Here is a 12,742-nt window from a genome sequence, read left to right as displayed (position 1 = left end):
TGAGTTATGTTGATTTTGTTGTCTCCGGCAAAAACGATGGTAGGGAGTAGTAGAACTACCGTTCCTTTTGTTACCGTTCCGTTATATAAAAGTGAGGCCGAGCATATAGCGATGGAAATGGCTGGTTATTCGGTCGAAGAACTGTCGGGTATGCTGGGGATAAATCGTAATTTGGCCTTGCAGACGAAAGAGAGATATAATGTATTTCATTCGCCCGATGTGCATGGATTACCGGCTCTTTTGGCCTATACCGGTATTGTCTTTCGTTACATTTCGCCGGCCGATTTTACCGAGGCCGATTTTGAATATGCTCAGAATCATCTGCGTATGGCATCGGCTTGTTACGGATTGACTCGGCCGCTCGATGTAATAAAACCCTACCGCATGGAATATGCTGTTGAATTGCCTTCGATGGGTATTCCTGTTTCGGAATATTGGAAGCCGCTTTTAACCGATAAATTGATTGACGATACAAAAGCGGCTGGTGGAATATTGGTCAATTTGGCGAGCCGTGAAATCCAGCAATCGTTCGATTGGTCTCGAATAAATAAAAGGGTACGAGTAATCACTCCCGAATTTAAAGTATATAAAGGCGACGGGTTTAAGACAATCGTGATATATGCGAAAATGATGAGAGGGGCGATGACTCGTTATATTCTAAAAAACAAAATATCTCACCCCGACGATATTTGTTCTTTCTCGGCAGAGGGCTTCCACTTCTCGCCTGAACATTCGAGAGAAAATAATCCTGTATTTGTCGTTTAATCAGCGTTGTTGTCTTGTTATATAAATAGTTCCGGTTCTTTTCTTGTTTCGCATTTTTCCTTGAAAGCCCGAATAGATAGAAATAATTTCAGTGGATTTATTTTTCTCGCATTTTGAGGACAGACGGCGATACATCTCATGCAAGAGATACATTTGCTTTCGTCCGTCATTCGGGGATTCTCTGGGGAAATTGCGTTAGTGGGGCATAATGCCGCGCATTTCCCGCACTGTGTGCATTTTTTACCGGCACGAGGTTTCAGGGGTACTCCGTTATATATTTTATAATCAGCATTTCCTTTCACTTGTATTTCTGTGAAACTCTCTCCATTTTTCAGTTGCACCAATTTAGTTTTGATTTGTTCTGAAAAATTCTTTAAGATCGTTTCATCGTCAGAATCCGGACGACCTTTGGCATAAACCCTCATGATAGAATGCTCGGCAATACAGGCGATACAAGCAACGGTTTGAAATCCGTTCGATTCCATCGTTGTCTTTAATTCGAGTAAAGCATCGTCGTAATCCCGATTCCCGTAGACGACCACGAGTATAGCCGGGGTGTTATACCCGGTTATACGTTTCAGTCGATCTATGGCTACGGAAGGAACTCTCCCTCCATACACAGGAACAGCCACTAATAGGATGTCTTCCCCATTTAGCTCGTAAGAGTTCTGTTGCCGTGTATGGTCGGTAATATCTATTTCCGTAGCCTGAGGGTCTATCTCTTTGCCGATGATATAGGCAGCCTTTCGGGTTCCACCCGTCGGGCTGAAATAAACGATGTGCATTTTTTTATTGTTTGTTTCTACGCTCCTGAACAATGGCATCGAGAACTGCGACAGTCGTTAGGTTGACAATATCTCTCGTCGAACTGGCAATATCGGTGAAGTGAATAGGCTTGTTCAAGCCCATTTGTATCGGGCCGATAGACTCTGCCACACCCATTTCCAGCATCATTTTATAAGCCGAGTTCGCCGAACTTAAATTCGGGAAAACAATCGTATTTACTTCTCTCCCTTTCAGCTTGTTGAACGGGTACGATTTGTCTCGGAGTTTATTATTGAGGGCAAAGTTCATTTGCATTTCTCCGTCGATGATGATTTCGGGATATTGTTCGTGTAAAATTTTAATGGCTTCGTGTACTCTTAGGGGACTTCCTTGATTATCCGACCCGAAGTTAGAATAGGATACCATAGCGATAACAGGATCTTTGGCAAAAAACCTTACAGAGTCATAGGACAATTTTGCAATGTCGATTAATGTTTCGGTAGTCGGTTTCCGATTGATGAGTGTATCGGCAAGGAAATAAGTCCCGCACTTGGTGTTCATGATGTGCATGGCTCCGAAATGTTTGTATCCTTCGCGTATACCGATAACCTCTTTCGCAATCTGTATAGTCTCTGCATACTTGGAGTATGTGCCTGTGATGAAAGCGTCGGCTTCTCCGGCTTCGACCATCATCATACCGAAGTAATTGCGGTCGAACATCTTTTCATGAGCTTCGGCGTAGGTCATGCCCTCGCGTTGTCTCTTTTCTGTAAGAAGCTGTGCGTAGCGGATACGGCGGTCTTCTTCGTTCGGATGCCTCAAATTGATAATTTGCATGCCCGATAAATCTACACCTATGGACTCTGCCAACTTCCCTATTAACTCATCGTTCCCTAATAAAATAGGTTTGCAAATACCCTCTTTCATTGCCGTAGAAGCCGCTTGTAACATATTGGCATGATTGGCTTCGGCAAACACGACACGTTTGGGCTCTTTGCGGGCCATTTCGGTAAATTCCCGTAACATCTTGTTGTCATATCCCATCAGCTTTTTCAGCCGGTCATTGTAGGCATCCCAGTCGGTGATGTGATGCTGGGCGACACCAGAGTCCATCGCTGCTTTGGCGACTGCGGGGGCTACTGCGGTCAATAGTCTGGGGTCGAGAGCTTTGGGGATAATATATTCGGGACCGAACGAAAGTCTCTTTATTCCATAGGCCGAGTTGACAACATCGGGTACAGGTTCTTTGGTTAGTTTGGCAATGGCATACGTAGCGGCCAGTTTCATCTCTTCGTTAATGGCGGTAGCGCGAACATCGAGAGCTCCTCTGAAAATGTAAGGGAATCCCAATACATTATTTATTTGGTTGGGATAGTCCGACCGACCGGTAGCGAATATCAAATCTTTGCGAGAAGCCATTGCTTTATCGTAAGATATTTCGGGATTAGGATTGGCCAATGCGAATACGATGGGCTTTTCATTCATGGATTGTACCATTTCTGTTGTCAAGACATCGGCCACGGAAAGTCCCAGAAAAATATCCGCTCCGCGCATGGCATCGGCTAAGGTCTTTATATCGGTTCGTTCGGTGGCGAATTGCTTTTTTGCCGGCGACAAATCGGTGCGGCTGGTGCTGATGACCCCTTTGCTGTCCACCATGACGATGTTCTCTTTTTTAATGCCCAATCCCATGTATAATTTCGTACAAGAGCTGGCTGCGGCTCCGGCGCCGTTAACGACGAGTTTCGCCTCTTCTATTTTTTTCCCTTGTATATCGAGAGCATTTAAAAGTCCGGCCCCGGAAATAATCGCTGTTCCGTGCTGATCGTCGTGCATAACGGGGATATTTAGTTCCTCTTTTAATCGGGTTTCTATTTCGAAACACTCGGGAGCTTTTATATCTTCCAAATTTATACCTCCGAAAGTGGGGGATATGGCTTTTACTGCGGCAATAAATTTGTCAGGGTCTTTTTCATTGACCTCAATATCGAATACGTCGATACCTGCGAATATCTTGAATAGCAAGCCTTTCCCTTCCATGACGGGCTTTCCGGCCAAAGCACCGATGTCGCCTAAACCCAATACAGCCGTCCCATTGGAAATGACTGCTACCAAATTACCTTTGGCTGTGTATTCATACGCCTTTTCTGCATCTTGTTCTATTTCAAGACACGGTTCTGCTACTCCCGGAGTATAGGCTAGGGATAGGTCTCGTTGTGTACTATAAGGTTTGGTAGGAATTACTTCTATTTTTCCAGCTTTACCTTCACTGTGATATTTTAAGGCATCTTCTTTTGAAACTTTTGACATAAGTATACTATTTAGTGGTTTATCTGTTTAATTTGTATTCCCAAAAGTTAAATAACTTTTAATTTGTAAGCATATCGAGTACAAATGTAGCAAATTTATCTCATCTCTTATGTTAAGAAAAACATTTCTTTAAAAATAAAAGTTTTACAAGGGGAATCAGCTCTTTCGATATTCTTTGGGTGATAATCCGATTTGATGTTTAAAATATTTACTGAAAAAAGTTTGTGAGGGAAAGTTCAGTTCATTGCTGATTTGCTGAATCGTCATACTTGAATTTTTGAGTAATCTTTGAGCCTCCAAAATGACACACCTCTTTATCCATTCGCTAGCCGATATGCCGCTATTATTTTTTACGGTTGTAGATAAATATTTGGCTGTAATACATAGCTTGTCGGCATAGAAATTCAACTGTCTATATTTTTTGAAATTTTTTTCTACCAAATCTAAGAATTCGTAGGTAATATAGTCGGCTCTTGTCTTTTCGTTTTTTTTTGTAAGAACTTATTTGTTTCCAAACTGTCGAATAGAAAAGTGCTACGGTAAGGTGTTGTATCGATTTTATTCGGAAAGGATTATCAGTATCGGCTATTATCTTTTTTATGTAAGCACAATAGTCCAATAATGCAGTTAAAGTTTCCTGAGATAAATGATGAGATATATTGTCCTGCCGGGGGAACCTTAATAATAAAATTTCATTTTTGGAATACGATGCAATATTGCTGGCGAAGTTTTTGGTAAAAGCAATGCAAATGATATAAAAATCTTCGCTGTTACTATCGTGTTGTAAAATTTGATTGGGATAAATGCTGATTACGCAAGGAGCTATTGCATTATACTCTATGGAATTTATTTTTCCTTTAACCCAACCTTTCAGGACAATACATAATGTGAATGCTTCTGCTTTGTAAGGATAGTTGAATTTTGATAAATCCGAGATATTATCTTTATTAATCTCTATCAAAGCGAACTCGTTATCGACATGTAAAACATGTTTGTAATGATTGAAGCTCTCGTTGGGAATATCGGTTATGTGAATGGTCATAAATATTTTTATTTTTTCGGAGCAAAAATAGTCTAATTGTCTTGTAAATAATCTTGAATGAGAAAAATAGACCTGAATAGGGGGATAAAAGGACTCATTTGTATGTAAAGATGGATTTATATTTGCAGCCGAAATAAAATCTCTGAAAGAGAATTTGTAATAGAATGAAGGATATAATTTTTATTTATTTTATTTTTTCATTCTTTCCAGCTATTATACAGAGTTTATGCCTAAATTTGTAGCATTCGAAATGTGTTTGAAAAATCCCTGTTTATAGGGGTTATAAAGGTTTTATGTAGGTATTGATTAAATTTATCAATAAGTTGCGTTTAATAATTTTTAATATAAAATTTTAACTCGACTTGGAATATCAACGTTGAAAATAATTTTTGTTGCTTATGAAATTGACTAAAAATTTTATTCAGCCTATCGCAGGTGCGATGCTTTGTATTTTTTTATTTTCCTGTGGAGGAAAAAATGCCCAGAATGGAAGCGGAATGGTTCGCGAATATGCCGTAATGACATTACAGCCCGATTCGATGGAGTGGTATAGCAATTACCCTGCTGCAATTAAGGGTAAGCGGGATATCGAGATACGTCCGAATGTTAGTGGCTTTATTACAGATTTGAGAGTCGATGAGGGGTCTGTCGTAAGAAAAGGTCAAGTTCTTTTCGTTATCGATACAGTCCCGTACAAAGCTGCATTGAAAGTCGCCGAGACTAATGTAGAGGTAGCGAAAGCCAGTACCGAAACCGCTCGCCTTACGGCAGAAAACAAACGGGAGTTGCAGAGACGAGATATCATCAGCGAATATGATTTGCAAATGGCCGAAAACTCTTATGCTTCGGCTAAGGCCCAGTTGGCTCAGGCGGAAGCCCAATTGGTAAATGCCCGTAATAACGATTCCTATACGCGAGTTATCAGTCCGCTCGATGGAGTAGTGGGAGAGATTCCTTTCCGTGTGGGGAGTTTGGTGTCGCCGTCTTCGGCCACTCCGCTTACCACTGTTTCGGATAATTCCGAGATGTATGTTTACTTTTCGATGACCGAGCGGCAAATTTTGGAATTGGTGGCACAATACGGTGCTGAGAATTTTTTGCAAAAACTTCCGACTGTATCGTTGAAACTTTCCGATGGTAGTATATACCCGTTGAAGGGGCGGATCGAAACGGTCAGTGGAATTATAGATACACAGACAGGCTCCTCGAATATGCGTGCTACTTTTGAAAATCCGAATAGGTTGTTGCGTAGCGGAGGTTCGGGAGTTATCATGATTCCTATGAAAAACGACCATGCTATTTTGGTTCCGCAAAAAGCTACTTACGAAATTCAAGATAAGAAATTTGTTTATGTTTTAAATGACGACTCTACGGTGACTTCTACCGAAATAACCATTGCATCGATCGACAACGGAAAAGAGTATATGGTAACTTCGGGATTGAAAGCCGGGGATCGTATCGTGACAGAAGGTGTCAATACTTTGAAGGACGGCATGACTATTAAGGCTGCCGGTTCGCAAAATAATCAATAACAAGAACTTCAAATAGATAAAAGATTATGAAGTTAGATAGATTTATCAATCGCCCGGTATTATCGACCGTTATTTCCATTTTTATGGTCATACTGGGTGTTATAGGACTTGTATTTTTACCGATTACACAATATCCAGATATTGCCCCTCCTACCATACAAGTTTCGACAACTTATACAGGTGCTAACGCTCAAACCATATTGAATAGTGTTATAGCTCCGTTGGAAGAGTCCATAAATGGTGTGGAAAACATGCTATACATGACTTCTACGGCAACTAATACAGGATCGGCGTCGATCAACGTATATTTTAAGCAAGGAACCGATCCCGATATGGCTGCCGTGAATGTGCAGAACAGGGTCGCTAAGGCTCAAAATCTGTTGCCGGCAGAAGTAACGCGGGTGGGTGTGATTACCGAAAAACGTCAGACGAGTATGTTGATGGTATTCTCTCTGTTCAGTCCAGATGACCGGTACAGTTTGGAGTTCCTTGAAAATTATGCAAAAATTAATGTCCTCCCCTTAATTCAGCGTGTATCTGGTGTCGGTGCTGCCGATGTTATGGCGACAGACTATTCTATGCGTATTTGGTTGAAACCCGATGTTATGGCGCAATATGGTTTGATGCCGGCGGATATTGCAGGTATTTTGGCTGAGCAGAATATCGAAGCCGCTCCCGGTCAGTTCGGAGATCAGGGAAATCAATCGTTCCAATACGTTTTGACCTATAAAGGCCGTTTGCAAACCCCTGAGGAGTTTGGTAATATGGTGATACGAGCAAACGACGATGGGCAAATTTTGTACTTGAAAGATGTTGCCGATATTGAATTAGGTCGGTTGACCTATGGGTTTAAAAACTTCCAGAACGGGCATAATGCGGTAAGTGCGATGGTCTATCAGGCTGCCGGATCCAATGCCACTGCAATTATCGGCGATATTACAAATTTGTTGGAAGATATAAAGAAAGACCTTCCCCCCGGAATGGAAATCGAAACGACTTTGAATGCTAACGACTTCCTGTTTGCTTCGATTCACGAGGTAATCAAGACCCTTATCGAAGCCTTTATTTTGGTGTTCTTTGTAGTGTATGTCTTCTTGCAAGATTTCCGTTCGACGTTGATTCCCGCTATCGCTATTCCGGTGTCGTTGATCGGTACGTTCTTTGCCTTGTATTTGATGGGATTTAGTTTGAACTTGTTGACTCTTTGTGCATTGGTTCTTGCCATTGCGATTGTGGTCGATGATGCCATAGTGGTCGTCGAGGGAGTCCATGCTAAGTTGGATCAAGGATATAAGTCACCCCGTAAAGCATCTATCGATGCCATGCGCGAGCTTTCTGGCGCTATCATTTCGATTACGTTGGTGATGATGTCGGTGTTTATTCCGGTAAGTTTCATGCCGGGAACTTCGGGAACATTCTATCGGCAGTTCGGTCTCACGATGGCATTTGCCATTGGTTTCTCGGCGATCAACGCATTGACGCTGAGTCCGGCTTTGTGTGCTATTTTATTGAAACCTCACAATAAAGACGGACATGAAAATAAAAAAACATCGTTTATCGATCGTTTTCATATAGCGTTTAATGCAGCATACAACACGATGCTCTCCAAATATAAAAATGGGGTTACCCATTTTGTCCATCATAAAAAACTTTCGTTTGCGGGAGTTATCGTAGGAGTTATTGTCTTGGTTATTTTAATGAACATCACTCCTACGGGACTTGTCCCGAATGAAGATACAGGTACGATAATGATTACAGCCGATTTGCAGCCGGGAACTTCTCAGGAACGTACGGAGAAAATTCTTATGGAGGTAGATAGTATTATCGCTACTCATCCGGCAGTAAAAAGTCGTACACAAATTTTAGGATTCAGTTTTATCGGTGGACAAGGGAATACCTATGGCTCTTTTATCGTGAAATTGAAAGATTGGGACGAACGTACCGGAAAAGGTATGGATGCCAATTCTGTAATCGGGACTCTTTATATGAAGTTCGCTACGGAAATAAAGGATGCCCGTGTATTGTGTTTTGCTCCGCCTATGATTCCGGGGTACAGTATCAGTAATGGTTTCGAGTTGAACTTGCAGGACAAGACCGGTGGTTCGCTGGATCATTTTTATGAAGTCGCTCAAAATTTCTTAGCTGAGCTGATGAAGCGACCGGAGATAGCGATGGCCTCGACGACATTTAATCCTGCGTTCCCGCAGTATATGGTCGATGTCGATGTCGCCAAATGTAAACAGGCCGGTATTAGCCCGAGCGATGTGTTGGCGGCTCTACAAGGTTATTTGGGAGGTATGTACTCTTCTAACTTTAACCGTTTCGGTAAATTGTACCGTGTCATGATACAAGCAGAACCGAGTGCTCGGGCCAATCCCGAAAGTCTGAACAACATAAAAATTCGTAATGGTTCCGAGATGGCTCCGATTACCAATTTCATTACCTTGAAAAAGGTATATGGTCCCGATAATATCAAGCGTTTCAATATGTTTACGGCTATGACTATTAACGGTAATCCGGCCGACGGATATAGTTCTGGTGAAGCTATTAAAGCTATCGAGGAAGTCGCCGCCGAAACATTGCCGGTAGGTTATGGATATGAGTTCTCGGGTATGACCCGTGAAGAGCAGGGTTCGAGCAGTGGTACGACAGCTATTATCTTTATGTTGTGCTTGGTATTTGTTTACCTGTTGTTAAGTGCTCAATACGAAAGTTACATTTTGCCGCTTTCGGTAATCCTCTCGATACCGTTTGGATTGGCCGGTAGCTTTATATTTGCATTGATGATGGGAGTCGAGAATAATATCTATTTGCAAATCGCTTTGATTATGCTTATCGGTTTGTTGGCGAAGAATGCGATTCTTATCGTAGAGTTTGCGTTGGATCGTCGTCGTACGGGTATGCCTATTATCAATGCGGCCATCGATGGAGCGGCAGCCCGTCTGCGTCCTATCTTGATGACGTCATTGGCGATGGTTATCGGTTTGTTGCCTATGATGTTTGCCAGTGGAGTAGGTGCTAACGGTAACGGCACTCTGGGAGCCGGAGCCGTGGGAGGTATGCTCATCGGTATGATATGTCAGATATTTATTGTTCCGGCTTTGTTCGTTGTCTTCCAGATTATTCAAGAAAAGATTAAACCTCTTAAATGGAACGATCTTGATAATTCGGAGGTTATTTCGGAGATTGAACAATATTCCAAATAAATTTGAGGTAACTCTATAAAACAGAGAATATATGAAACGAATTCTTTTATATACCGTGTGTGGTTTAGCTATGCTCACTATGTTTAATAGCTGCCACATATATAATAAATATCATCGACCCGATGTCGATGTAGAAGGCTTGTTCCGAGATACTGTCGCGGCAGGCGATACCCTTGCGGCAGATTCCTTGAATATGGGGAATTTGCCGTGGGAAGAAGTCTTTACCGACACGATATTGCAGAATCTCATACGCATTGGATTAGAAAAAAATAGCGATCTGCAAAGTGCCATGTTGCAAGTAGAAGCGGCTCAGGCTAGTTTCAATGCCGCTCGCTTGGCGTTTTTGCCAACGTTGAATTTGACTCCGCAAGGCGGTGTAAGTAGTTTCGATGGTAGCAAAGCCTCATGGACTTACAATGCGCCGGTTACGGCAAGTTGGGAGATCGATATATTTGGAAGAGTGCTGAATTCAAAACGCAATGCAAAAGCTGTATTAATGCAAAGCGAAGCGTATGAACAAGCGGTTCGTACACAGATTATCGCTACCATAGCTAATGGTTATTACACCTTGTTGATGCTCGATAAGCAACTCGCTGTTACGGAAGAGACCGCTTTGTTGTGGGAAAAGAGCGTGGAGACGATAAAAGCGATGAAGATTGGAGGCATGACAAATGAAGCTGCGGTAGCGCAAAGTGAAGCGAATAGCTATATGATTGCGGCTTCGATACCGGCTTTGCGGCAACAGATAAGAGAAGCGGAAAACAGTTTGTCCACATTGCTTTATCAAGCGCCTCAGTCGATCGAGAGAGGAACGTTTGAAGACCAGAAACTCCCCGAAATGTTACAAGTGGGAGTCCCGGTTCAATTACTTTCCAATCGTCCCGATGTACGGTCGGCAGAGCTCTCGTTGGCTGCGGCATATTATACTACGAATATAGCGCGGTCTGCCTTTTATCCCAACTTGGTAATTTCTGGATCTGCCGGATGGACCAACTCTGCCGGGAGCATGATCGTTAATCCCGGAAAAGTGTTGCTGTCTGCGGCTGCATCGTTGGTACAACCGATATTCAATCATGGCAGTAATGTCGCGAATCTGAAAGCTGCCAAAGCTCAGCAGAAGATGGCTGCTATTAATTTCCAACAGACAATCCTTAATGCAGGAAAAGAGGTAAGCAATGCTCTTTATCAAATTCAAACGACAAAGGAAACTCTTGTAAATAGAAATCGGCAGGTTGCTTCTTTGGAAAGAGCTGTTGAAGCTACCGAGTCGTTGATGAAGCTGGGTACTTCGACCTATCTCGAAGTCCTTACGGCTCAACAGTCGTTGTTGAATGCCCAGTTGTCCCAGATTTCCGATTCGTATCAATGCATGGTCGCTGTCGTCAGTTTGTATCATGCCTTAGGCGGAGGACGGGAAATAGAGGAAAATACGAAGTGAAAATTAAAAATAATATACTATGATTAGTCCGTTAGCGTACGTCGATTCCAAAGCGGTGATTGGGAACAATGTGACGATTCACCCCTTTGCTTATATCGATAAAGATGTTGTCATTGGAGACAATTGTGTGATATATCCATACGCCAGTGTTTTGGCGGGAACTGTCATGGGAAAAAACAATCGGGTTTTTCAAGGTGCTATTTTGGGCGCCGAGCCGCAGGATTTCCATTATAAAGGCGATGCTACCCGGTTGTCTATCGGGGACGATAATATGATTCGAGAATATGTTATCATCAATAGAGCTACGACTCCCGAAGGAGAAACTGTCATTGGAAATAGAATTTGTCTGTTGAAAGGAACACGTATCGGACACGACTGCCGTGTGGACGACGATTGCATTTTAGGTATCGATTGCGACCTCTCGGGAGAGTGTCATATTCATAGTAAAGCAATTCTCGCCGGACGTGTAATCGTGAAAGAGCGCTGTCGGGTAGGTAGCTGGACTTTGGTGAAAAGCGGTTGCCGTACGGGTAAAGATATACCTCCGTATATTTTAGCTGCACATAATCCCATTACATACAAGGGAATAAATGCATTTATTCTTAGACGGCGAGGATTCGGTGAGGCTACTATCGAGAATATCGCTTTGGCTTATCGACAAATATATCAGTCGGGTACTAGTCTCGAAAATGCAGTGCTTCGTATTAAAGAAGTGGTGGAGCCAAGTCCCGAAATTGATTATATTCTATCTTTTATAGAAGATTCGAAAATGGGTATAATTGCTACCTATGGAGAAGAAAAATAAAGTAGAAAAGTAGACTGAAAGAAACCCCGGTTAAAAATAACCGGGGTTTCTTTTTATAAATGCCTATTCTCTTTTTTCTATTTTAAATATATAAATATTTGATTATTATATAATTATGTGCTTTCTGGATAGCCTAGGTCTAATAGCGTTTGTTTTTATTAACGAAATAGCACATAATTAAGCGGTGAAAACTATTTTGGTTTCCAAAGTTTTCTATACATTTGCCGCGATAATGGGATAATTATTATGAATACAGAGTTACAACAGCGAATTATCAAGCAGGCAACCCGTATGTTTTTGTGTAACGGAATTAAATCTGTTACAATGGATATGATTGCGTCTCAATTAGGTATCTCGAAACGGACTCTTTATGAAAACTTCAAGAAAAAGAACGAGTTATTATTGGCTTGTTTGGAAAGTCAGGAAATGGAAAGAAGGGCTCGGTTGGAGGTATATTTTGCCAATCGAAAGAATGTGATTGATTTGTTGTTGAATGTTTATGAAGATATCCTCCGTTTCATGCGGAATACAAGCCCCATGTTTTTTGTGGATATGGAACGATATTATCCGAGAGTTAATGATAAGTATGAGAATGATAAGGAATGCCATAAACAAGCTACGGTCGATTTATTGAAAGAAGGTGTCGGTGAAGGTGTGATACGAGCCGATATCAATATGGAGATTGTAGCGACGCTATTGACTTTTCAATTTGAACTTTTAAAAAAATCAGATCAAATATTTAATTCTAAATATACTTTTACCGAGATTTTTGAAACGATATTTAAGAGCTTTATTCGAGGAATAGCTACTCCGGAGGGAGTAAAATATACAGATGAATTTTTTGAGGAGAATAGATAAAAAGATGGTAAAAACTTTAAT

Annotated in this window: 10 protein-coding genes; 6 read left to right on the top strand and 4 right to left on the bottom strand. The window is 41.6% G+C overall.

Annotation, left to right across the window (positions count from 1 at the left end; all coding sequences use genetic code 11):
- Nucleotides 1-6: 6 nt before the first annotated feature.
- Nucleotides 7-765, top strand: a complete 759-nt coding sequence (locus tag NBH06_RS04570) for a YaaA family protein (RefSeq protein WP_250793012.1) — start codon at nt 7-9, stop codon at nt 763-765.
- A 17-nt stretch (nt 766-782) separates the two neighbouring features.
- On the opposite strand, the gene NBH06_RS04565 is transcribed toward NBH06_RS04570, so the two are convergent.
- From NBH06_RS04565 to NBH06_RS04555, 4 genes are all read right to left on the bottom strand, one after another.
- Complete coding sequence (locus NBH06_RS04565) at nt 783-1,550, bottom strand: EFR1 family ferrodoxin (RefSeq protein ID WP_250793010.1); 768 nt, start codon at nt 1,548-1,550, stop codon at nt 783-785.
- Between the two features lie 4 nt (nt 1,551-1,554).
- Nucleotides 1,555-3,840, bottom strand: a complete 2,286-nt coding sequence (locus NBH06_RS04560; protein WP_021891387.1) for an NADP-dependent malic enzyme — start codon at nt 3,838-3,840, stop codon at nt 1,555-1,557.
- A gap of 156 nt (nt 3,841-3,996) precedes the next feature.
- Nucleotides 3,997-4,248 (bottom strand): helix-turn-helix domain-containing protein, encoded by a 252-nt coding sequence (locus NBH06_RS13600; RefSeq protein WP_350449409.1) that lies wholly within the window; start codon nt 4,246-4,248, stop codon nt 3,997-3,999.
- Between the two features lie 4 nt (nt 4,249-4,252).
- The gene (locus NBH06_RS04555) at nt 4,253-4,882 is read right to left on the bottom strand and encodes a hypothetical protein (RefSeq protein WP_250793008.1); all 630 of its coding nucleotides are present in this window, start codon (nt 4,880-4,882) and stop codon (nt 4,253-4,255) included.
- Nucleotides 4,883-5,280: 398 nt separating this feature from the next.
- Between NBH06_RS04555 and NBH06_RS04550 the strand changes: the two genes are divergently transcribed.
- The 5 genes from NBH06_RS04550 (at nt 5,281) to NBH06_RS04530 (ending at nt 12,721) form a co-directional block, all read left to right on the top strand.
- Nucleotides 5,281-6,414: an efflux RND transporter periplasmic adaptor subunit gene (locus tag NBH06_RS04550; RefSeq protein ID WP_008861802.1), complete on the top strand. Its 1,134-nt coding sequence runs from the start codon at nt 5,281-5,283 to the stop codon at nt 6,412-6,414.
- A 26-nt stretch (nt 6,415-6,440) separates the two neighbouring features.
- Nucleotides 6,441-9,620, top strand: coding sequence for an efflux RND transporter permease subunit (locus NBH06_RS04545; RefSeq protein WP_008861803.1), 3,180 nt, complete (start codon nt 6,441-6,443; stop codon nt 9,618-9,620).
- 31 nt (nt 9,621-9,651) lie between these two features.
- Nucleotides 9,652-11,058 (top strand): efflux transporter outer membrane subunit, encoded by a 1,407-nt coding sequence (locus tag NBH06_RS04540; RefSeq protein WP_021891384.1) that lies wholly within the window; start codon nt 9,652-9,654, stop codon nt 11,056-11,058.
- A gap of 19 nt (nt 11,059-11,077) precedes the next feature.
- Nucleotides 11,078-11,863 (top strand): acyl-ACP--UDP-N-acetylglucosamine O-acyltransferase, encoded by a 786-nt coding sequence (gene lpxA, locus NBH06_RS04535; protein ID WP_008861805.1) that lies wholly within the window; start codon nt 11,078-11,080, stop codon nt 11,861-11,863.
- A 246-nt stretch (nt 11,864-12,109) separates the two neighbouring features.
- Entirely contained in the window at nt 12,110-12,721 is a 612-nt protein-coding gene (locus NBH06_RS04530; protein WP_195331165.1) for a TetR/AcrR family transcriptional regulator, read from the top strand.
- Nucleotides 12,722-12,742 lie beyond the last annotated feature (21 nt).

The sequence above is a fragment of the Barnesiella sp. B2-R-119 genome (genome assembly GCF_023656675.1).
GTDB lineage: Bacteria > Bacteroidota > Bacteroidia > Bacteroidales > Barnesiellaceae > Barnesiella > Barnesiella intestinihominis.
The sequence above is the reverse complement of the archived record's forward strand: the minus strand, read 5'-3'. Positions and strand labels throughout refer to the sequence as shown.

Excerpts from the sequence above, each read along its gene's own strand:
- NBH06_RS04570 (WP_250793012.1), top strand. The coding sequence starts at position 7 with ATGTTGATTTTGTTGTCTCCGGCAAAAACGATGGTAGGGAGTAGTAGA.
- NBH06_RS04565 (WP_250793010.1), bottom strand. The coding sequence starts at position 1,550 with ATGCACATCGTTTATTTCAGCCCGACGGGTGGAACCCGAAAGGCTGCC.
- NBH06_RS04560 (WP_021891387.1), bottom strand. The coding sequence starts at position 3,840 with ATGTCAAAAGTTTCAAAAGAAGATGCCTTAAAATATCACAGTGAAGGT.
- NBH06_RS04555 (WP_250793008.1), bottom strand. The coding sequence starts at position 4,882 with ATGACCATTCACATAACCGATATTCCCAACGAGAGCTTCAATCATTAC.
- NBH06_RS04550 (WP_008861802.1), top strand. The coding sequence starts at position 5,281 with ATGAAATTGACTAAAAATTTTATTCAGCCTATCGCAGGTGCGATGCTT.
- NBH06_RS04545 (WP_008861803.1), top strand. The coding sequence starts at position 6,441 with ATGAAGTTAGATAGATTTATCAATCGCCCGGTATTATCGACCGTTATT.
- NBH06_RS04540 (WP_021891384.1), top strand. The coding sequence starts at position 9,652 with ATGAAACGAATTCTTTTATATACCGTGTGTGGTTTAGCTATGCTCACT.
- lpxA (WP_008861805.1), top strand. The coding sequence starts at position 11,078 with ATGATTAGTCCGTTAGCGTACGTCGATTCCAAAGCGGTGATTGGGAAC.
- NBH06_RS04530 (WP_195331165.1), top strand. The coding sequence starts at position 12,110 with ATGAATACAGAGTTACAACAGCGAATTATCAAGCAGGCAACCCGTATG.